The 21,828-nt window shown below is 47.8% G+C and carries 21 protein-coding genes; 16 read left to right on the top strand and 5 right to left on the bottom strand.

Annotation, left to right across the window (positions count from 1 at the left end; translation table 11 throughout):
* Nucleotides 1-5: 5 nt before the first annotated feature.
* Nucleotides 6-884 carry a LiaG family protein gene (gene liaG, locus AF333_RS19610; RefSeq protein ID WP_043064770.1) on the bottom strand — a complete coding sequence of 293 codons (879 nt, stop codon included), beginning with the start codon at nt 882-884 and terminating at the stop codon, nt 6-8.
* 264 nt (nt 885-1,148) lie between these two features.
* On the opposite strand from liaG, the gene AF333_RS19605 reads away from it, so the two are divergent.
* From AF333_RS19605 to ptsP, 5 genes are all read left to right on the top strand, one after another.
* The gene (locus AF333_RS19605; RefSeq protein WP_043064771.1) at nt 1,149-1,895 is read left to right on the top strand and encodes a DeoR/GlpR family DNA-binding transcription regulator; all 747 of its coding nucleotides are present in this window, start codon (nt 1,149-1,151) and stop codon (nt 1,893-1,895) included.
* A gap of 4 nt (nt 1,896-1,899) precedes the next feature.
* Entirely contained in the window at nt 1,900-2,811 is a 912-nt protein-coding gene (pfkB, locus tag AF333_RS19600) for a 1-phosphofructokinase (RefSeq protein ID WP_043064772.1), read from the top strand.
* Nucleotides 2,812-2,825: 14 nt separating this feature from the next.
* Entirely contained in the window at nt 2,826-4,742 is a 1,917-nt protein-coding gene (locus tag AF333_RS19595) for a PTS fructose transporter subunit IIABC (RefSeq protein ID WP_043064773.1), read from the top strand.
* A gap of 132 nt (nt 4,743-4,874) precedes the next feature.
* Nucleotides 4,875-5,141, top strand: a complete 267-nt coding sequence (locus AF333_RS19590; RefSeq protein ID WP_043064774.1) for a phosphocarrier protein HPr — start codon at nt 4,875-4,877, stop codon at nt 5,139-5,141.
* Complete coding sequence (ptsP, locus tag AF333_RS19585) at nt 5,141-6,874, top strand: phosphoenolpyruvate--protein phosphotransferase (RefSeq protein ID WP_043064775.1); 1,734 nt, start codon at nt 5,141-5,143, stop codon at nt 6,872-6,874. The genes AF333_RS19590 and ptsP overlap by 1 nt, the downstream gene beginning before the upstream one ends.
* 111 nt (nt 6,875-6,985) lie before the next feature.
* On the opposite strand, the gene AF333_RS19580 is transcribed toward ptsP, so the two are convergent.
* Nucleotides 6,986-8,161, bottom strand: coding sequence for a cation:proton antiporter (locus tag AF333_RS19580; RefSeq protein WP_043064776.1), 1,176 nt, complete (start codon nt 8,159-8,161; stop codon nt 6,986-6,988).
* Complete coding sequence (locus AF333_RS19575; protein ID WP_043064777.1) at nt 8,161-8,655, bottom strand: cation:proton antiporter regulatory subunit; 495 nt, start codon at nt 8,653-8,655, stop codon at nt 8,161-8,163. Before AF333_RS19575 ends, AF333_RS19580 begins: the two co-directional genes overlap by 1 nt.
* Before the next feature lie 209 nt (nt 8,656-8,864).
* Here AF333_RS19575 and AF333_RS19570 point away from each other — a divergent pair, with 209 nt between their 5' ends.
* A complete protein-coding gene (locus AF333_RS19570; RefSeq protein WP_043064778.1) occupies nt 8,865-9,635 on the top strand; it encodes an IclR family transcriptional regulator in 771 nt (256 codons plus the stop codon).
* A gap of 75 nt (nt 9,636-9,710) precedes the next feature.
* Here the strand turns inward: AF333_RS19570 and AF333_RS36910 are convergent, their stop codons facing one another.
* Together AF333_RS36910 and AF333_RS19565 are read right to left on the bottom strand one after the other, a co-directional pair.
* Complete coding sequence (locus AF333_RS36910; RefSeq protein ID WP_268753628.1) at nt 9,711-9,836, bottom strand: hypothetical protein; 126 nt, start codon at nt 9,834-9,836, stop codon at nt 9,711-9,713.
* 69 nt (nt 9,837-9,905) lie between these two features.
* A complete protein-coding gene (locus AF333_RS19565; RefSeq protein ID WP_043064779.1) occupies nt 9,906-10,763 on the bottom strand; it encodes a YitT family protein in 858 nt (285 codons plus the stop codon).
* Between the two features lie 286 nt (nt 10,764-11,049).
* On the opposite strand from AF333_RS19565, the gene AF333_RS19560 reads away from it, so the two are divergent.
* From AF333_RS19560 to AF333_RS19515, 10 genes are all read left to right on the top strand, one after another.
* Complete coding sequence (locus tag AF333_RS19560) at nt 11,050-12,327, top strand: MFS transporter (RefSeq protein ID WP_235356607.1); 1,278 nt, start codon at nt 11,050-11,052, stop codon at nt 12,325-12,327.
* 12 nt (nt 12,328-12,339) lie between these two features.
* The gene (locus AF333_RS19555; RefSeq protein ID WP_052811866.1) at nt 12,340-12,993 is read left to right on the top strand and encodes a cyclase family protein; all 654 of its coding nucleotides are present in this window, start codon (nt 12,340-12,342) and stop codon (nt 12,991-12,993) included.
* Nucleotides 12,994-13,008: 15 nt separating this feature from the next.
* Nucleotides 13,009-13,455 (top strand): CoxG family protein, encoded by a 447-nt coding sequence (locus tag AF333_RS19550; RefSeq protein WP_043064781.1) that lies wholly within the window; start codon nt 13,009-13,011, stop codon nt 13,453-13,455.
* Nucleotides 13,456-13,508: 53 nt separating this feature from the next.
* Nucleotides 13,509-14,339: an SDR family oxidoreductase gene (locus AF333_RS19545; protein WP_043064782.1), complete on the top strand. Its 831-nt coding sequence runs from the start codon at nt 13,509-13,511 to the stop codon at nt 14,337-14,339.
* A gap of 6 nt (nt 14,340-14,345) precedes the next feature.
* A complete protein-coding gene (locus AF333_RS19540) occupies nt 14,346-15,185 on the top strand; it encodes a nitrilase-related carbon-nitrogen hydrolase (RefSeq protein WP_052811868.1) in 840 nt (279 codons plus the stop codon).
* Between the two features lie 103 nt (nt 15,186-15,288).
* On the top strand, nt 15,289-15,714 hold the full coding sequence (locus tag AF333_RS19535) for a VOC family protein (protein ID WP_043064783.1): 426 nt from the start codon (nt 15,289-15,291) through the stop codon (nt 15,712-15,714).
* A 20-nt stretch (nt 15,715-15,734) separates the two neighbouring features.
* The gene (locus AF333_RS19530; RefSeq protein WP_043064784.1) at nt 15,735-16,619 is read left to right on the top strand and encodes an FAD binding domain-containing protein; all 885 of its coding nucleotides are present in this window, start codon (nt 15,735-15,737) and stop codon (nt 16,617-16,619) included.
* Between the two features lie 14 nt (nt 16,620-16,633).
* On the top strand, nt 16,634-17,164 hold the full coding sequence (locus tag AF333_RS19525) for a (2Fe-2S)-binding protein (RefSeq protein WP_043064785.1): 531 nt from the start codon (nt 16,634-16,636) through the stop codon (nt 17,162-17,164).
* A gap of 5 nt (nt 17,165-17,169) precedes the next feature.
* Nucleotides 17,170-19,485, top strand: a complete 2,316-nt coding sequence (locus AF333_RS19520; protein ID WP_043064786.1) for a xanthine dehydrogenase family protein molybdopterin-binding subunit — start codon at nt 17,170-17,172, stop codon at nt 19,483-19,485.
* A complete protein-coding gene (locus AF333_RS19515) occupies nt 19,482-21,794 on the top strand; it encodes a xanthine dehydrogenase family protein molybdopterin-binding subunit (protein ID WP_043064787.1) in 2,313 nt (770 codons plus the stop codon). Before AF333_RS19520 ends, AF333_RS19515 begins: the two co-directional genes overlap by 4 nt.
* Nucleotides 21,795-21,828 lie beyond the last annotated feature (34 nt).

Raw genomic sequence — 21,828 nt, 5'->3', positions numbered from 1 at the left:
ATTGCTTACTCAATATTGATGTCACCGCTCGATGCAGTAATCTGAACAGCGTGGCTTCCGTTTCCGTAAGAGCCGCTTAAGTGCTCGTCTTCATTCTCTTTTCGATTTTGCAGTGGAAGATCGCAATGAATTGAACCGCTCGTCGTATGTCCCTGCAAAGTAAAATCAGCATTCTCTGGCATATGAAGTGACACGCTGCCTGAAGTCATCCCGATTTTTACCGGACCCGTCAGCTCCTCGAATTCGGCACGCAAATCGCCCGATGACAGGTTCGCTCGTAAGGCACCAGAATAATGGCTCAGTTCCACATCACCTGAGCTGATATCGATATCGGTGGCTTCCGCAGTAACGTTTTCCACACGTGTGCTGCCGGAGGAACCTTTATATTTTAGAAGCTTCACGTCTAGATTCTCCAGGATTGTGGTGCCTGAGCTCATGTGTAGTTCTAATTTCTCCAGGGCAGTTCTATTTTCATTCACTCCCTTAAATTCAATATCGCCTGATCCGGCATCGATAATCATGTTCCGGTTATATTCTTGTGGAATATGTAAATCCAATGTTAGATGATTGGAGAATGTAACCCATTTAAATTCTTTCTGTTCCAGGCTTACTTTCAGTGTGTTTCCACTTTGCTTAACGGAAAGTTGGTTCTTGCTGACGTTGCGTCCCTGCAAAACAGCTTCAATATCCTGCCGATCCTCGGGAATAATTCGAACGTCTGCGCTGGACACGTTAATGTTCATATTTTCGATATTGTCCGGTGAAACCGTCTGCACCTGACGGCCTTCCTTGGATAATGCGCCGCCAAGGACGCTGTTTGCCAGGATGCCCAGCAGTAGCAAAGTTCCGAATACGATAAATAAAAAGCCAATAAGTTTCTTCATGTTTTCACTTCCTCTTATGTATGTACCAGTATACCTTCACCATAAGGATACAGGAGCATGGTCGGCGTCGAAATGAACCAGGGAATGATTTTCACTACGTCTTGGGACGGAGGGCATTTCATATTGATTGATTTTGAATGAATTTGAATGAAAATAAATGTTTTTGATTGAAAAATTGTATTTCTTTCGATATACTTGGGATAAGATAACGAAATAAAAGAAAAAATCAATCAGTATTACTAATGAGAGGGGGGACCATAATTATTGCTAACCCCAGAGCGATATCAAATCATCTTATCTTTATTGAAAGAGAAGCAAGTAGCTAAAATCCATGAATTTATAGAGGCGACCAGCTCTTCTGAATCCACGATTCGCCGCGATTTAATTCATCTGGAGAAAAGCGGTCACTTAAAACGGGTGCATGGGGGCGCGGCACTTCTGCAAGGAAAAAGGCTAGAGCCGAGTGTAGTGGAAAAAGCGACACGAAACCTGTCTGAAAAACAGCGAATTGCACAGGAAGCGGCATCGCTTATTGAAGCTGGAGATTCTATCTATCTGGACGCCGGAACGACAACCTTGCAGATGGTCACATACGTTAACCAGCCGGGAATTACTGTCGTGACAAATGGCTTAAATGTCATTGATGCTCTGATGGATAAAGGAGTCGATACGTATCTACTGGGAGGGAAAGTTAAGAATACGACCCGAGCGCTTATTGGACGGGCTACGCTGGAAAGCTTGCAAACATACCGTTTTGATAAATGCTTTATGGGTGTAAACGGCATTCATCCCGAATATGGATATACGACGCCTGACCCTGAGGAAGCTCTTATCAAAATGACAGCGATTTCAATTTCACGTGAAGCGTTTGTCGTTGCCGACCAGACGAAATTCGGCGAGATTTCATTCTCAAAAATTGCCGATGTAAGCCAGGCTACTATCATTACCAGCGGACTGGATTCCGAACAGCAACGCAGCTTTGCAAAACAAACCTCGATAAAGGTAGTGTGAAGGCGTGATTTACACAGTGACTTTGAATCCCTCCATTGACTATTTTGTGGAGATGGAACAATTCATTATCGGAAAGACAAACCGTATCGTTCGGGAGGCAAAGCGACCGGGCGGAAAAGGCATCAACGTGTCCCGCGTCCTGAAGAGATTGGATGTGGATACAGAGGCATTTGGATTCATCGGCGGCTTTACTGGAAGATACATCGATGAAGTGCTACAAGAGGAAGGAATCCGAACAGATTTTATTACCGTACACGGAGATACACGTATTAATGTCAAGCTTAGAGTGGATACGGAAACGGAAATAAACGGCAGTGGTCCGGCTATTACTGAAGAAGAAAACGAACGGCTTTTTGCAAAGCTGGAGCGGATTTCAGAAGATGACATCCTAGTGATATCTGGCAGTATTCCTGGCTCATTGCCTGCGGATCTGTACGGGCGTATCGCAGAAAGGACGGCGAATCGGGCGGGCAAGCTGGTTGTGGACACGACGAAAGAGTACCTGCTATCCACTTTACCATACCGACCTTTTCTGGTGAAGCCGAATCAGGATGAGCTGGGTGAGTTGTTTGACATATCTATTCAATCAGTAGAGGAAGCCGTTCCGTATGGCAAAAAGCTGGTAGAGATGGGTGCGCAGAATGTAATCGTATCGATGGGCGGATTGGGGGCATTGTTTTTTAATCATGATTATGCTTTGTATGCCAATGTCCCCGAAGGAAAGCTGCAAAATTCGGTTGGGGCGGGCGATTCAGTCGTTGCGGGCTTTATCGCTGCTTATCTGCAGGGAAAAAGTGTGCCTGAGGTGTTCCGTTATGCAGTGACAGCCGGAAGTGCGACCGCTTTCTCTACTGGTTTTTGTACGTCTCAGCTTATTGAGGAGTTAATTGAGCAAGTACATGTTACGTATCTGTGATTGAGGTGAGAAAGATGAGAATTACGGAGCTTTTGCAAGCGGATACTATGATATTGAATTTAACTTCCGCCTCAAAGCGCGAGACGATCGATGAATTGAGTGGAAAGCTTGATGAGGCTGGTAAGCTGTATGATTTAGCACGGTTTCGCGAAGCGATTTTTGCACGTGAGGCGCAAAGCACGACCGGTATTGGTGAAGGGATTGCGATCCCACACGCCAAAACAGCGGCAGTCAAGATACCTGCTATCGCTTTCGGCCGGTCAAAAGCCGGGATTGATTACGAAGCGCTCGATGGCCAACCGAGCCATTTATTCTTTATGATTGCTGCTAGCGAAGGCGCAAACAACGAACATCTGGAGACGCTTGCCCGACTCTCCTCGTTGCTCATGGATGAAGCGCTACGCAAGAAGCTTATCGAAGCGGATACCAAAGAAGAAATTCTGCGCATTATCGACGACAAAGAGCGGGAGCTTGCCGGAGAAGAAGGGGACGCTGAGAACATGACGACGGCACCGGTTCAACCGGATACGAATAAGGAAGGAGAAACGGTACAGGGAAAGGTGCTGGCCGTGACTGCCTGTCCGACCGGGATTGCACACACGTATATGGCGGCTGATGCGCTAAAAGCGAAAGCACAGGAGCTAGGTATTCCGTTCAAAGTTGAAACGAACGGCTCGGGCGGTGTTAAAAACGAACTAACCGAAGCTGATATCGCAGATGCCGTTGCTATTATCGTGGCTGCGGACAAGCAGGTGGAGATGGAACGCTTCGCAGGAAAACATGTGGTTCAGGTTCCGGTCGCTGAAGGCATTCGTAAGCCGAGGGAGTTGCTGGAAAAGGCGAGTAAGCAGGATGCTCCTGTATATCATGGACAAGGCGGCGCTAGAGAAGAGAGAGGACAGCAAAAGGAAAGACGAGGCTTTTATAAACACCTAATGAATGGTGTCTCGAATATGTTGCCTTTCGTCGTAGGCGGAGGGATCTTGATAGCCATTTCGTTCTTGTTTGGGATCCATGCTGCTGAGCCCAAGGACCCGTCCTATAACCCGATTGCTGGAGCTTTAATGACGATTGGTGGAACAAATGCGTTCGGGCTGATGATTCCTGTGCTGGCAGCGTTCATTGCGATGAGTATTGCAGATCGTCCAGGTTTTGCACCGGGAGCTGTAGGAGGGTTGATGGCAGCGACTGGCCAGGCCGGATTTTTAGGCGGATTGATTGCCGGCTTTCTGGCTGGTTACATCGTAGTTGGTTTGAAAAAAGTATTCGCAAGACTGCCCGAATCGCTTGAAGGCATTAAACCTGTGCTGCTTTATCCGTTGTTTGGCATTCTGTTGACTGGTGTGATTATGATGTATGTTGTCATTGATCCAGTAAGAGCGATAAATGAAGGATTAACAGTATGGCTGTCTGGAATGGGAGCGAGTAATCTACTATTGCTCGGTCTTCTGCTCGGCGGCATGATGGCCGTTGATATGGGCGGACCAATTAATAAGGCGGCGTTTACGTTCGGTATTGCCATGATAGACGCGGGCAACTATGCGCCGCATGCAGCCATTATGGCCGGGGGCATGGTGCCGCCGCTCGGTATGGCTTTGGCTACCACATTTTTCAGGAATCGCTTTACTAAAGCGGAGCGTGAAGCGGGCAAGACCTGCTATGTTATGGGACTTTCTTTCATTACGGAAGGGGCCATTCCGTTCGCAGCGGCCGATCCAGCCCGTGTTCTCCCTTCCGCTATCATCGGTTCAGCGATTGCTGGTGCGTTGGCTATGGTGTTTGGTATCGGATTGCCGGCTCCGCACGGCGGCGTTTTCGTTATTCCGGTCGTTCAGGGAAGCGCGCTCTTATACTTGCTTGCTATCCTCATTGGAGCCATCGTGACGGCTTTGCTGGTCGGATTCTTGAAAAAGCCAATTCATGAATCATAGGGTAAAGTGAAACTTCATGCAGTGGAGGGCTTTATCCCACCTATACTTCCTCCAAGTCTTGAGGTGGGGTATTACTGCCCGTTAAGGCAGGATAAACAAACAAAAAAAGTTTGAGGAAAGGAAGACGGCATCATGACAGAAAAAACATTTGAAATCATAAATGAATCAGGGCTGCACGCGCGTCCCGCAACAGCCCTCGTACAAGCGGCAAGCGGTTTTACTTCAACAATTGAGATAGAATATAACAATAAAAAAGTAAATCTGAAATCGATTATGGGTGTAATGTCGCTGGCGGTTGCAAAAGGTGGCACTGTTCGTATTACAGTGGAGGGTGAAGACGAAGCTGAGGCCATTGCCGCCATTGAAAGTGTTATGAAAAATGAAGGGCTGGGAGCGTAATGACACATACAGTGGAAGGGATTGCCGCTTCCGCAGGCATTGCGATTGCCAGAGCGTTTCTTTTGAAAATTCCTGATTTTCACATTGAAAAAGAAAGGATCGATTCACCCAAACAGGAAATAGTACGCTTTGAAGTGGCTTTAGAAGAAGCGAAACAGGAGCTAGAGTCTGTTAAACGTCGTGCACAGGAAGAGCTTGGCGAGGATAAGGCGGCGATTTTTGCCGCCCATCTTCTTGTATTACAGGACCCTGAATTCATTGGTTCTATCCAGGATAAAATCCGTGAGGAGAACGTAAGCGCGGAGTTCGCTGTGCGCGAAATTGCCGATATGTATATCGTCATGTTCGAGCAATTGGATAACGAATATATGAAAGAACGTGCGGCGGATATTCGTGATGTAACGCAGCGCTTGCTGGCGCGTCTGCTTGGGGTGAAGCTTGCGGATATACAAGCCATTTCCGAAGAGGTTATCATTGTGGCAGAAGATGTAACCCCATCCGATACGGCACAGATGGATACTCGTTATGTCAAAGGCTTTACAACAGACATCGGTGGTCGTACGTCACATTCTGCAATTATGGCCCGTTCATTGGAAATCCCGGCGGTTGTAGGAACGAAGCGGATAACAGAAACCGTCGAGCCAAATGCGTGGGTTATCGTTGATGGCCTGGATGGCAAGGTTATTGTTGATCCGACGGATGAAGAACTAGAAGCATACAGGAAAAAGCAGGCGCAATACGAAGAGCAGCGAGCGACGTGGGCTAAATTGTTGAATGAGAAGACCGTAACTGCCGACGGAACCCGGATAGAATTAGCTGCCAACATCGGTACGCCAGAGGATGTGGAAGGCGCGTTGAAAAACGGTGCGGAAGGCATCGGATTATACCGAACCGAATTTTTGTATATGGGTCGCACACAACTTCCTTCCGAAGAGGAGCAATATAATGCCTACAAAACAGTGCTTGAAAAAATGGGTAAGCACCCGGTTGTGATTCGTACACTTGACATCGGTGGAGATAAAGAGCTGCCATACTTGAATATGCCAAAAGAACTCAATCCGTTTTTGGGTTTCCGCGCCATTCGCTTGTGCCTGGAAATGCAGGATATGTTTCGCATTCAATTACGCGCTTTGCTTAGAGCTAGCGTATTTGGGAATTTGAAAATCATGTTTCCAATGATAGCAACGCTTGAAGAATTCAGACAGGCGAAGCAAATGGTAGAGGATGAGAAGGCAAAGCTTATAACGGAAGGTATATCCGTTGCTGAGAAGATTGAAATCGGTATTATGGTAGAAATACCTGCTACCGCGCTTCTTGCTGATGCGTTCGCCAAAGAAGTTGATTTCTTTAGCATCGGCACGAACGACTTAATTCAATATACGATGGCGGCGGATCGGATGAATGAGAAAGTATCCTATTTGTATCAGCCGTATCATCCGGCTATTCTTCGCCTCATCGACATGGTGATTCAGGCGGCACATAAAGAAGGAAAATGGGCTGGTATGTGCGGGGAAATGGCAGGCGATCCGGTAGCCATTCCGCTGTTGCTCGGTCTTGGGCTTGATGAATTCAGCATGAGCGCTTCTTCCGTCCTTCGGGCAAGAAGCATGATGAAGGAGCTTTCCAAAGAAGAGATGAAGGTTCATGCACGAAAAGCGATGACGATGGGTACAGGAGAAGATGTAGCTCGGTATGTTAAAGAGTCCTTCCGTTTATTCGAAACAATGAAATAAAACCAGAGATACAAATCGAAGGCCGGAACGTTTATATTAAGGCAGAGCGTTCCGGCCTTCTTCTGCTCGTATTGCTTGAAAAACGCGTGCAGTACTGCTCGCGAATTTTTCCTATCCTGGTACTTTCACTTTTCGATGTTCTTTCTTCTGTTCCCCATATACCGCTTTCGTTAAGCGGGGAGCCAATTGAAAGAAAAGGATGCCGATGAATGCCACAGCGAGAATATAGATTCCGGCAAATACTTTCATAGACCCCATTGCGAGCCCTGCAATGACAACCGAGAATTCTCCACGGGATACGAGTGACAGTCCAGCCCGGAATGCCCCTCGCTTGCCCAGCCCGTACCATCGTCCACCGAGGATACCAACCGCCACCTTTGCGATAATGGACCATATGAGAATCATGGTGAGCAATCCGGCCATCGGAATGCCGCCGCCAAAAGTAATGGTCGTTCCGAAGTTGAGAAAAAACAGGGGCAATAAAAGATCGCGTATAGGAAGTACATTTTGTTCAATATCATCACTGCGCTTCGTCTCAGAGAGCATCATGCCCGCAAGAAAAGCTCCCAGTACCTCGGAAAGACCTAAATATATTGCAAGTCCTCCGTATGCTAGTGCGATACCGACTGTTAATAAAACGAATGTATCTTCGTCGTTGATTCGTTCGATAAATGTCCCCAATCGCCTGAACACGAAGCGTCCGATAAAGATAGCGCCTGCTGCCAATAGCACGATTTTGCCCACTAGAATCGAGAATTGGAGCACACCCATATCTTCACCTGAGGTCATTCCGAGCAATATGGCTACAAAAACAGGAGCTACTAAGTCTTCGAAGATTAATAGCGCCAGCATAAACTCAGATTCACGGTTCGCCATCCGGCGTGAGCCCTCCAGAAGCTTTGCCGTGATAGAAGAACTGGTCGCATACACGATTCCTCCGATAAGAAAGGCAGAAAGCAGATCGAGTCCAAATACGTAACAAATCGCTGCTGTAATTAACAGATTCAATATGACGTCCAGAACGCCTGCCTTCCATACTTTTTTAGCGATGCCGACCAGTCTGTCTGCCGGAAACTCCATTCCGAGCAGAAAGAATAAAAGAACGATCCCGATTTCGCTGGCGGTATGTAGAAGCTCGTTTTCGCCAATGAAACGTCCAAGCGCAATCCCGAGCAGAATATACAAAATGACTCCCGGGATTTTTACCTTTGCTCCAGCGTACCCAAAGGCGAAGAGTAGCAGAACAAGCAGACCTGACCCTAACAGAACCGGAAATCCTTCATGCATTAGCTCTGATCCTCTCCTTTACAGAGAGCGGCGAATGTAGCGATTTGCTCCTTTTTTCCAAGCGTCATCAGTACATCGCCAGGCTGCAGAACTACATCAATGTCAGGTACGGCTATCGTGTTCTCGCCCTTTACGATCCCGATAATGGAAGCGCCGGTTCGGGTGCGAATTTGTGAGTCGCCGATGCTTTTGTTGACTAGTGATGAATGTGCGCTAAGTTCAATCCATTCAATGAGAATTTTATCTTGGAACATTTTCATCTTATCCGTATCTACAGGCTGATAGATAGCACCGAGCAGTTGAGCGCCCAATTGCCTTGTTTCCTCACCGTTTAGAGTGATGAAAAAATCAGCCTCGTCGCTGTCCGCATCTTCGAAGAAGTATAAATCCCGCTTTCCTGAATGGTGGATAATCAGGACAATCATGCTGTTTTCAGACGTATGAAACGAGATTTTTTTTCCGATTCCAGGTAATTCCGCTGTTTTAATGTCCATTTTTATTTTTCACCTCAAGCTCATTCATTCTATGTTTTCTCCATTCTATACCTCTATTCTAAGTTTTTTAACAAAAAGATAAAGCGAATTTTATGAGGCAGAAGAGAATCCTTCCATAAAGTGGACATGGAAGGGGAAGGCAAGCATAATAAGGGTAGTTGAGAGATGTATGTTTTGACGTTTTGTTGGACGCAGAGGGAGGGAGTCAGATGAAGAACGATTTGGAGATGAATGGCCAGGGCATTCAATCCTTAGAATTAGGCATCGGTATTCTGAAAAAAATAGGAGAAGCTGAGAAGCCTTTATCGATAACCGAGATTGCCGAGCGGGCGAATATATCCAAAAGTAAACTGCATCGTTATCTCACAAGCTTTTGGCGTACCGGTTTTTTGGAACGTGACGCCTCGCTTCGTTATACGATCGGGGATGCGTTGATTCAAATCGGACTACGGGCCTGTCAGCGCATTGATATTAAAGAGCAAGCACGTCCGGTGTTATTAAGGCTTAAGGAAGCGCTTAACGAGACGGTTGCTTTATCGATATGGGGAGAGGGTGGCCCGTACTTTATCGATTTGGAAGAAAGCAACCGACAGATAAAAATAGGAATTCAGGTCGGTTCGACAGGCAGTATGATTAATACAACGGCAGGACAATTGTTCGCGGCCTATATGCCTGAAGGACGAACAGAAAAACTGATTCAAAAGGAGCTGGAGCAAGTACCTGAAGACGTGGATGCATTTAAGCAAACATTAGCTATGATTCGGAGGAGGGGGTTCTCTCAGACGACAGAGAGCCTAGTACCCGGAATCGTAGCGATCGGTTGTCCGATATTTAATGGAGACGATAAGATTGTTGCCGCAATTACGGTGATTGGGTTATTGGGTGTACTTGATCTTTCTGATGAGTCGCAGACCGTTAACATGCTGAAGAAGGAATGTTTGAATTTGTCACGTTCATTAGGATATCAAGGTAAATTCTAAAGGCTGAGCCGGTAAAATATCTATATAAATTACACTTGATAGTTTGACAGGGTAGCGTGGTTGGAAGGAGGCGATTCAGAAAAAGAAGAGGGTGGATGCGCCCTGCGCTCCAGCAGAAGAAAGGCAAATGTGTCTTTTTCCAACTTCTGATTTTTTCATTTTTTTCTTACCTCTCACCACAAAAATTTGTCGATTTATCAAATCAGATGTATATAAGTATATGTACACGATAAAGAAGACTCGGCAGGTGTTAGGCCGAGTCTTTCTTAATTAATTGACTTTTGACACTTCCTGTGTACTCGGAAAAGTAAATCCTTTTCCAAATACGTCCCGTGCATCATGTATAACAACGAATGCCTCATCGTCTATCTTGTGAACAAGCTTCTTTAATCCGAGCAACTCCTGTTTGTTAATGACTATATATAAAACTTCTTTTGATTCCTTAGTATAATTTCCGCGGGCGGAAAAAATGGTAACGCCGCGATTCATCTTCTCATTTACCTGTGTTGCAATTTGATCGGCATATTGGGAAATAATCGTAACAGCCTTTCTTGAATTCAGACCTTCGATAATATAATCGATTATTTTTGTAGCAATATACAGCGAAACAATGGTGTACATAACTTTTTCGGCGCCAATAATAAAATAAGAGCCGAATACAACCGCTGAGTCAAAAAGCAACAAAGAATAACTAATACTCCAACCAAAATACTTATTCGTAAGCCTTGCTAAAATAGCCGATCCGCCGGTTGTTCCACCTGTACGCAAGATTAATCCTACACCAATTCCGATGAATACCCCGGCAAAAATGGTCCCTAGTATCGTTTCTCCTAAAACTTCCCCCATCCCTTCCGTTACATGCAAGAAAAAAGAGGTACAAGCTATGGAGATAATCGTATAGTAGGTTACCCACTTATCTAATAACTTATAACCGATGACCAAAAGGACTGCATTCAATAAAAGATTGGTAACGCCTGGAGACCATTGAAAAAGGTAATACAAATCCATGGTAATACCTGTTACGCCCCCTTCGCCCAGCTCGTGTGGAATCGCAAAATAATTAATTCCTGTCGAAAAAATAAATGATCCAATAATAATAAGAACAATATCTACGATATATTTTTTCATCGTTACGCTCCCTTCTATTTCTCCATAAATTATACACAGTATTGAATCAGATCAAATAAAAAAATTCTTGGGCAAAAATGCTCATTGGACGCAAGATTATATATTACAAATGTTTATCAGAATATAAATTTTTAATATTTAACATTATATAGAATGTACATTATAATTTTCTTAACAAACAGAATATTCGGTTTTGTGAAGGAGGAGTGAACAGAATTTGAAAAAGAAACAGCGAAAACGTTAACCATTGGATAGCTCTGATATGAGAGAAAGAAGGGGGATTTTTGTGAATTCCGATAATACCAAATCCGTATCCTTTCGCAAAATATTTGTGGTGGCGGGACTTAGTTGGGTGTTTGACGCAATGGATGTCGGGATTATCTCCTTTATTGCAGCTGCGCTAATCGGGGAGTGGAACTTGACGCCTCAGGAAGCCGGCTGGATCGGAAGCGTGAATGCGATTGGGATGCTTATCGGGGCTATCGTAGCCGGTTCGCTGGCAGACAGAATCGGTCGGAACAAAGTACTTATGTACACGGTGCTATTGTTCTCCGTCATGAGCGGTTTGGCGGCACTCTCCACAACGCTTGCGGTGTTTCTGGTTTTCCGGTTTTTCATCGGCCTTGGGCTGGGTGGTGAGCTTCCGGTTGCTTCTACACTCGTGTCGGAACATGTCCCGGCGCATAAGCGCGGCCGCATGGTTGTGTTGCTGGAGAGTTTCTGGGCGGTGGGATGGATTTTATCTGCTGTTATCGCCTACTTCATCATGCCGATATGGGGCTGGCGTTCCGCGCTGATTATCGGGGCATTGCCCGCGATCTTAGCCATCTATATGCGCTGGGGCTTGCCCGACTCACCCGCTTTCCATAAGCGGGACAAGCAAAAAACTTCGGTATGGAAGAATATGAAATCCCTTTGGGCCCCCAAATACGCCCGTTCGACCGCGATGTTGTGGATTCTCTGGTTGTTCGTCATGTTCTCCTATCATGGCATGTTTTTATGGCTGCCGTCCATGATGGTGATGAAAGGATTTACTCTTATCAAGAGCTTCGGCTATGTACTGCTGATGACGCTAACCCAGTTACCGGGCTTTTTTAGTGCAGCATGGCTTGTGGAGAAAGTGGGACGCAAATTCGTGCTGATTACGTATTTGATATTCGCTGCGGTGAGCGCGTTCTTCTTCGGGACAGCTGATAGCCTATCAGTTCTTATCGCATCGGGCATGGCGCTATCCTTCTTCTATCTAGGAGTTACGGGTACAACGTACGCATATACAACGGATCATTACGAATCGGATATACGTGCCACCGGAGCAGGCATGGCGAATGCAGCTGGACGTGTCGGGGCGATTGCAGGTCCGCTAGTGGTGGGCTATATGATAGCAGCAAACGTATCGTTCACCGCAATTTTCGGAATGTTTTTCGCTGCATGTATGCTCGCGGCACTGAACGTACTCATTTTGGGCAAAGAGACGCGTGTTCCCGCTCCTGTGCTCGAAACGCCTGAGACGGAAGAAGAGGGAAATCAAGAAAAAGAGAATGTACCTGTAAATAATTTTATGTAAAGGAGGAAGGCAATGGCAAGACTTGTTGATTTAACGATGCCGTGGGGGCCGGAAGTACAGCCGCTTGAAGGACATCCATCCATTCGATTTACGCCCATTACAACGCATGAGGTGGAGAAACGTTCGAATACCGAGGTGCTTTTCAGCATTCATACAGGCACTCATATCGATTCCCCTTATCATTTCTTTTCGGAGGGAAAAACGATTGAACAGCTGCCGCTTGACATATTCATTGGTCCTGCCCTGTTGGTGGATTTGCGTGAAGTAGCGAAGCCGAATCATGAGATTACGTTGGGAGAGTTGAGGGAAGTAGGCGGTCTTACCGAAGAGTTGGTCCAAGGAAAGCGGCTGGTATTGTGGGGCGATTGGGCTTCAAAACATTGGAACTCTAAGAAGTTATATGAGAGTAATCCGTATTTATCCCAGGAAGCGGCCACATGGCTACGCGATGCCGGAGTGGTTGCTGTCGGTCTGGATTTTGCGGTGGATGGTGCGCCTCCTTATCCTAATCATCCCATTCTTCTTGGTAGCGAGATTCCCCTCATCGAAAACCTGGTGAATCTGGAGGCGATACAAGCACGTGAATTCATGCTCATTGCGCTACCTTTACCTATTGTGGGGGGAGACGGTTCTCCAGCACGGGTCGTAGCAAGAATCGATGATTAAGGAGGAGGAGAGAAGATGAATGTAAACGGTGAAGTGATAGTCAAAGCATCTAAAGAAGATGTGTGGAGAGCATTGAATGATCCAGAGACATTGAAGAAAGCGACGCCGGGCTGCAAATCGCTGACTGAAATCGAGCCGGATTGCTACAAGGCGGAGATCAGTGTAGGCATTGCGGCAGTACGCGGTGACTATGAATCTACGATTAAGATTCTTGATAAAAACGAGCCGGATCGGTACCGCCTTGTCATGAGCGCCAACAGTCCTATGGGATTCGTGGAAGGCGATGCGACCGTGGAATTGGTGCATGAGGATATGAAAACGTACATTAAATACAACGGAGTGGCCCAGGTGGGTGGAAAAGTCGCCGGTGTGGGCCAGCGTATGCTATCAGGCGTCGCCAAGCTCATCGTCAAGGATTTCTTTAAAAAAATCGCAAAAGAAACGAACACACAGCCTCACTAATGACGTTGTTTACCCATTTCACTATACATTCTTAAATAAAGGAGCGAATGAACATGAATCTTGGATTGGAAGGAAAAGTTGTATTGATTACTGGTGGTAGCAAAGGAATTGGGCGGCAGACAGGTTTGACGTTCGCTAAAGAAGGTGCTTCTGTCGCTATGGTGGCACGAAATGTGGAGGATCTGGAGAAAGCGAAAAGTCAGCTGCAAAGCGAGGTTCCACAAGCGGATGTTTTAACTATTCCGGCCGATCTACAGCATGAGGCAGGTGCTGTAGAAGCTGTGCAAAAGACGGTTGAGCATTTTGGGAAAATTGACATTCTCGTTAATTGCGCCGGCGCAGCTCCAGGTGGCTTGTTGCTGGAATTGACTGAAGAGGACTGGGACTTTGCCATGGGTCTGAAATTCCGCGGCTATGTACGGATGGCGAAAGCGACCATTCCCCAGTTCCTGAAACAAAAGCACGGCGTTATCGTCAACGTAGTCGGGAACGATGGCGTAAAGCCATCCTGGTGGGAATTGACGGGTACGGCCGTAAATGCTGCAGATTTAGCGGTAATGACGGCACTTGGCAACCAATACGGCAATGATAATATTCGCATCAATTGTGTCAATCCAGGGCCGGTTGATACGGGACGGTGGGAAACGTTAACACAGGCGTATGCGCGTGATTTGGAGATTAGCATCGATGAAGCGAATGAGGCGGCCAGTAAATCGATGCCGTTTGGACGTATCGCCACCGCCCAGGAAGTGGCCGATGTCGTCGTATTCCTGGCATCTGAACGTGCGAGCTTCGTTCATAATTCAGTCGTCAATATTGATGGCGGACAGATGAAGGACATTCTTGACAGAAAGCAGCAGCGACTGACAGTGGCGACGGAGTAGTATGGCATGAAGGTAGGCGTTGTTCAAGCGAATAATATATCAGGTATAGAAGCCGTCGGCGCCAACCGCAGAGTCAACAACCAGGTTATTGAAGCATTGTTTAAATACGGAGCGAGAATTGTCGTGCTACCCGAATGTTCCAATCACCAATATGCCATGCGTTCGCAGGAAGAAGCCCGGGAGTATGCAGAAGAACTGGACGGACCGAGCGTCACGCATTGGCAGAAGCTTGCCTCGATGTACGGGGGATATGTTGCCGGAGGAATAATAGAACATGAAGGCAACGATTTGTATAACACAGCTGTATTGGTAGGACCGAATGGGCGCATTGGACATTATCGAAAAGTTCATTTATTCGATTGGGAAATAGATTATCTGCGGCCCGGCAATGTTGGATTTCAAACTTTTCGCATTGAAGAACTTGATATTAAGGTGGGCATGCTCGTCTGCTATGATCTCCGATTTCCTGAAGCGGTGCGGTCTATCGCTTTGGCAGGATGTGATATTTTGCTCGTACCTACAACATGGACATCCATCGGCAAATCAGTGCTATGGGATGAAAGAGGATATTGTCTTGCCAATTACCTTGCTGTAGCCCATACATACAGCAACAGGATGGCCATCGCATGTGCGGACCGTGCAGGACAAGAGCAGGGAGTGCAGTATATGGGTGCAAGTATGATCGTTGATTCGATGTCGAGGGTTGTGGCTGGCCCAGCATCGAAATGTGAAGCGGACTACTTGCTTGCGGACGTCGATATCTTGCTATCTAGAGACAAGAGAGTCGGTTCCCGCAACGATTTGCTTAAAGATCGCTGTCCACAGCATTACAAGCTAATCGGGTAAGGAACCAGGTATGGAGAAGAGGAGCGGAATTCAAGTGTGTCGGACGTTTGAATTCCCTTTCTTTCCTTATTGCTTATGTGGCTGAAGGTAAGGAGGGAGAAGAGTGCCGGTAAAGAAGCTGGACCACATTGGTATTATTGTATCCGACCTGGATCGAGCCATTGAAGCATATGAAGACGTATTGGGGTTACAGGTCGAACGTATCGAAGATTATGGAGATGGGCTGCTGTCCATTGCATTCCTTCCGCTGGGTGAGGTACAGATTGAATTAATTCAGCCCCTGAAGCCGGGCAGTACGGCATGGGATTTTCTGCAGGAGAAGGGGGAAGGCATCGAACACCTGGCTTTTTTTGTAGAGGATTTGCAGACGGAATGGAAGCGGATTATAGAACGCGATGTTCCCGTTACGGATACAGAACCAAGGCCAGGCGCAGGAAATACTCGTATTTGCTTCTTGAAGCGTGAGGCGCTGTGTGGGGTTTTGGGAGAGTTTGTTACGCTTCCCCTGAGGGAAACTCCCGGAGGATAGATACGGAAAGGAGGCTTGCTATGAAACCGGCGGCTTTTGATTACTATACGCCGAAAACGGTTCGTGAAGCGTTGGAGCTAATCGAAGATTTCGGTTATGATGCAAAAATTCTAGCGGGAGGTCAGAGCTTAATTCCCACGATGAATATGAGACTGGCCCGTCCGCAGGCGTTAATTGATATCGGTCGGCTCGATGCTCTTGATTATATTCAGGTTACTGATACGGAAATCCAGATCGGTGCGATGGTTCGGCATTATGCGGTAGAACATTTATCGCAAATCGCACAGGCATGTCCGATGCTCTCGGAGGGTATCAGGCTTGTAGGGCATTCTCAGATCCGTTCGAGAGGAACGATTGGGGGTAGTCTGGTCCATGCCGATTCCACGGCAGAACTTCCCGTTATTCTGCGTACGTTGGGTGGAACCGTAACGCTAGCTTCATTGGACGAGGAGCGTACGATTGAAGCGGAAGAGTTTTTCCTGACGTATTTGACGACAACGATCGAGGCGAATGAAATTCTTGTTTCCGCCCAGTTTCCGAAGATTACAGGACGCACCGGCCATGCAATTGAAGAATTTACATTGCGCAAAGGGGATTTTGCCATCGTTCTGGCGGCGGCTTCTGTCACGCTGGATGAGGAAGGGAAAATCGAATCGGTAAGCCTCGGTCTCGGCGGCGTAGACGGGGCCCCTGTTAAACTGGATGATATTGAAGATGAACTTGCAGGCGAAGACCCGGATAGTGTCTTAATTGCGGAGTATTGCGAAACCATCAGGGAGGCAATCGATCCAGAACCGGATATTCATGCAAGTACGGACTATCGGAAAGACTTGAGCGTAACGTTGAGCCGACGCGTATTGGAGAAAGCCGTACAGCATGCACGCGGGCAATATCGTCATGTATAAAGGGAGGTGGAAGCATGGCTGACAGTTCGATGACGACTAAAACGTCGAAGGCAGACGCGAGCAAATTGAGAAGCATTACGATAACTATCAATGGCAAGGAGCATACGGTATGGGTGGAGCCCCGGATGCTTCTATCTGACGTCATTCGGGATGAAATTGGATTAACGGGAACGCACGTCGGGTGTGAGCACGGTATTTGCGGTGCCTGCACAATTATTGTGGATGGCCGCCCAGCTCGTTCTTGTCTGATGTTTGCTGTGCAGGCGGACGGAGTGCAAATTTTGACGGTGGAAGGATTGGCTGGTGAGGACGGTTCGCTGCATCCGCTACAGGAAGCATTTTGGGAAAAGCATGGGCTGCAATGCGGATTTTGCACGCCAGGTATGCTAATGTCAGCTTACCACTTTCTTGAGGAACACCCGAATCCTTCCCGTGAAGAGATTCGCGATGGGATTTCCGGGAATCTCTGTCGCTGTACCGGTTATCAATCCATTGTGGATGCGGTCGAGGAAGCCGCCAGAGTGATGCGTCAAGGAAAGGAGTGATACTCATGTCTATCGGAGCCAGCGTGAAACGAATTGAAGACCTCCCACTTTTGACAGGCCGGGGCCGGTATGCGGGAGACATTCGGCTACCCGATCAATGTGAAGCTGTGCTCATACGAAGTCCGCATGCTCATGCCAATATTCGTTCCATCCGAATCGAAGGCGCTGTTAGGATGCCTGGCGTGCTCCTTATCATAACGGCACAAGACTTGCCAAGCGACCTTCCACCGATTCCAATGAGATTGTCGCCCGAAGGCGCGCTGGAACATGCGTTGCAATTCCCGCTGGCAAAAGAGCGGGTACGTTATGTCGGAGAACCTGTAGTTTTAATTGTAGCCACCAATCGATATGTAGCAGAGGATGCGGCTGATGCTGTGGAGATCGAATACGATCCCCTTCCGCCTTTAGCAGATACAGATAGGGCACTGGCAAGCCATGATAACTTGTTACATCCGAGCATCGGAAGTAACGACATATTCCAGATTCATTCACAGAAAGGTTCATTCGATGACAGGCTTGTCGAGTGTCCTCATGTTCTACAGGAAGAACTGTATGTACAGAGGCATACGGGAGTCCCGCTTGAAACGAGAGGAATGGTAGCGAATTGCGGATCGGATGGCCGTCTAACCGTATACGGTCCTACGAAAGTCGTCCACTTCAATCATCAGATTCTGTGCCGGCTACTAGGAAAGGACAGCCGTGATATCCGATATATTGAGACGGATGTGGGCGGCGGATTCGGGCCGCGGGGGGAGTTTTATCCGGAGGATTACTTAATTCCGTATGCTGCGATACGGCTTGGCCGCCCGGTTCGCTGGATTGAGGACCGGGCCGAGCATCTGCTGGCTACCAACCATTCCAGAGAGCAAAAACATCGTATAACGATCGGCTTTGACGAAGTGGGACGTATTCTGGCGCTGCGGGATGAGATATTTGTCGATACGGGTGCGTATATTCGCACGCACGGAGTAACGGTTCCGGCTCTGACACAGGCTATGTTCCCAGGCCCGTACGATATCGAGGCACTGGAGTTCATTACACATGTGGTCGTAACAAATAAGACGCCTACAGGGACGTATCGCGGCCCTGGAAGGTTCGAAGGAACATTCGTGCGCGAACGGATTATCGATATGGTTGCCCGAAAGCTGAAGCTGGACCCGGCGGATGTTCGGGAAAAGAACGTGGTTCGGCCTGAGAAAATGCCGTACTCTAACGGAATTTCAGCGCTCGGTCAAGTTGTGGAGCTGGACAGTGGCGACTATCCGCAACTATTGCGTCAAGTGCGTCAGTCAGTCGATTGGGACGGTTTCAAGCGAAGAAAAAAGGAAGCGGAAGCACAGGGCAAGCTGCTCGGGCTCGGCATGGCAATGTTTGTGGAGAAATCCGGGTTGGGGCCTTGGGAATATGCAGAAATCGATATTCTTGAAAATGGTGACGTATGCTGCAAAACCGGACTTGCCGACGTGGGTCAGGGAGTGAAAACGATGATTGCTCAGGTATGCAGCGACCAGTTGGGCATCCCTTATACGAGAGTGCGGGTCATACACGGCGATACGGACACCGTGAAAAAAGGAAACGGATCGTTCGCCACGCGCGGTACGGTTATGGGAGGTTCCGCCGCGTGGCTGGCCGCCGCATCCCTGAAGGATCAATTGTTGCATGCAGCTTCGGAATGGCTTGGCGTCCCGCGAGAAGAACTGGAGATGCGCGAAGAATCCGTTGTTCGGGAAGAAACAGGGCAAGTTTTATTGGCGTATCAGGATTTTATTAAACGTTGCGTGGAAAAAGGGCTAAAGCTTCATGCGGAGTATACTTTTTTCGCGTCCCATATGACCTATCCGTATGGCGTGCATATAGCCGAAGTCGAAATTGATAAGGATACAGGACACATACGCATTGTGAAATATTATATCGGGTACGACATCGGACGCGCTATTAATCCCCTGCTGGTAGAAGGGCAACTGATCGGCGGCATGGCGCAGGGATTGGGTGGTGCTTTGTATGAAGAACTTCGCTACAACGAAACGGGACAGTTACTGTCGGGTACATTTATGGACTATATCATCCCAAGTTCAATGGAAGTTCCACACATTGATGTTGAAATATTCGAAAATGCCCCCTCTCCTTTAAATCCTCTCGGCGTAAAAGGAGCTGGAGAAGGTGGAACAGTAGCGGTAGCGCCCGCATTGGCCAACGCGATTCGCGATGCATTGGAAGCGTATGATTTTGAGATTACGTCTTTGCCGATTCGGCCTGAAACCATCCGTTTTGCCATTCGGCAAACGGAGCGCGGTGAGGAGAAATCAGAGGTGGTTCTATGAAAATATTAGGGCAGCCGATAAAAAGAAAAATTGATCCCAGGTTAGTCCGGGGCGAAGGGCAGTACATCGCAGATTTGCGTATAGCGAATACGCTAAACGTCGCTTTTGTGCGAAGTCCCCATGCTCATGCATACATTCGGGATATGAACCTTGAGGAAGCGCGGCGGTTGCCGGGTGTAGTAGCCATATTCGGACCGGAGGATGGAGAGGGCTTTCCGTCTTTGCCCCTGCTGTTTCCACACGGAAGCTTGACTCCGGTTACGCAGCGACCATTTGATCGAACGGTGCATCATGTGGGGGAACCGGTAGCCATGGTGATTGCGGAAAATCGATATATCGCAGAAGATGCGCTAGATGTTATTCATGTCCAGTATGAACCTCTCCCTGCGGTCGCGCATCTTGAAGACGCGGTGCAGGCCGATGCTCCATTGGCTCATCGGCACCTTGCGTCCAATGAAGCGGCACGGTTTGTCCAAACCATCGGAGATGCCGAGTCGGCGATGAAGGAAGCGGATGTAGTCGTTCATCACCGGTTTCGGATCGGCAGGGTAAGCTGCTTGCCGATTGAGACGAGAGGATTGCTTGCTAACTGGAATGACAAAGGTGTCGAGCCATACTTAGAAGTTCACGCCACTACACAAAATCAACATGAAATGCGAAATATCCTGGCCAAATTACTGAACCTTTCCGAAAACCAGATTCGGGTCATCGCGCCGGATGTAGGTGGCGCGTTCGGGGCAAAAGCTCCGTTCTATGTAGAGGATTTTCTTGTATGTTGGGCGTCCTGTCAGCTCGGGATGCCTGTTAGATGGATCGAAGACAGAATGGAGCACATGATGGGGTCGATTCATGAACGAGAGCAGCTTCATGAAGCGTCGCTTGGTGTTACCTCAGAAGGGAAGATTGTAGCGGTAACCGATATGATGCTTGCCAATACAGGAGCCTATGTACCTTGGGGGATTATTGTGCCATTGATGACATCAACGCTTATCCCGGGACCGTACAAAGTTCCGAACTATTCTTGCGATGTTCGGGTGCTGTACACGAATACAGTTCCACATGCTCCGTTTCGCGGTGCAGGCCGTCCGCAGGCCGCTTTAATTTTAAATCGTTTACTCGATCAGGCAGCAGAAAAGCTTGGAATGGACCCGGTGGAGATTCGACGCATAAATCTTATCGGTGCGGATGAGTTTCCATACCGTACAGGGCTATTGTCAAGGGACGGTAAGCCGCAGGTGTATGATAGCGGAGACTATCAGAAGCTGATAGATGAAGCGGTAGAGAAGAGCGGTTACGGTGAATGGAGAATGCGGCAACGGGAATATCGTAAGCAAGGCAGGCATATCGGAATTGGCGTAGCGTGTGCGATTGAGAATACAGGGTTCGGATCATTTGAGGGCGCCACAGTACGTATTGAGGTAAATGGAGAGGTGACGGTCATTACGGGGGCTGCATCCCAGGGACAAGGACACGAAACGACGCTTGCGCAGGTAGCGGCGGAAGTGCTTGATATGCCGCTCAACCGAGTTACGGTCAGGCAGGGGGATACTCGACTGATTTCGTACGGTACCGGAACGTTCGCCAGCCGAATTGCTACGATTACGGGAACGGCCATTTATCGAGCTGCCCAAGCCGTCAAGGAGAAAGCGTTGAAAATTGCCGTCTATAAGTTACAGGCAAAGGAAGAAGAGTTGGAACTTTCTGGTGGCTTCATCCGAAACAAGCACTATCCTTCCGCTACAATATCGTTGGGGGAATTGGCTGCTGAAGCGAGAGGAGTATTTCCGGGCACGACATTTTCGCTTCCTGTTTCTCCAGGATTGGAAGTTACTGATTATTTCGCGCCTGAGTCTGCTGCAATTTCCTCGATGGCGGATGTGGCGGTTGTGGAAATAGATATGGATTCGTTCAGTATAAAGGTACTGGATTATACGTCGATTCATGATTGCGGCCGGCTGTTGAATCCACTTGTCGTGAATGGGCAGATGCAGGGCGGTATTGTGAATGGCATCGGAAACGCGTTATATGAGGAAGTAATCTATGATAAGCAAGGCCAGCTTCTCACAAGCACACTGATGGATTATCTCGTTCCTTCGTCCTTAGAAAGTCCCGAGATGACACTCGGACATATTGAGACACCCTCTCCATTGAATCCTCTAGGAGCCAAAGGAGCCGGTGAGAGCGGTACCATTCCAGTACCGGCTGTTATTCAATCAGCCGTAGAAGATGCACTGCGGCCCTGGAATGTTAAAGTTGGTGAGATTCCTGTTAAGCCGACATATATTCGAACGCTTCTAAAAGAGCGATAAGAGTATTTCGGGGCTGCTATTCCGCAGTAAGGAG

Origin of the sequence: Aneurinibacillus migulanus, assembly GCF_001274715.1 — a bacterium.
Taxonomy (GTDB): Bacteria; Bacillota; Bacilli; order Aneurinibacillales; family Aneurinibacillaceae; genus Aneurinibacillus; species Aneurinibacillus migulanus.
This window is presented reverse-complemented; position numbering and strand designations above follow the sequence as displayed.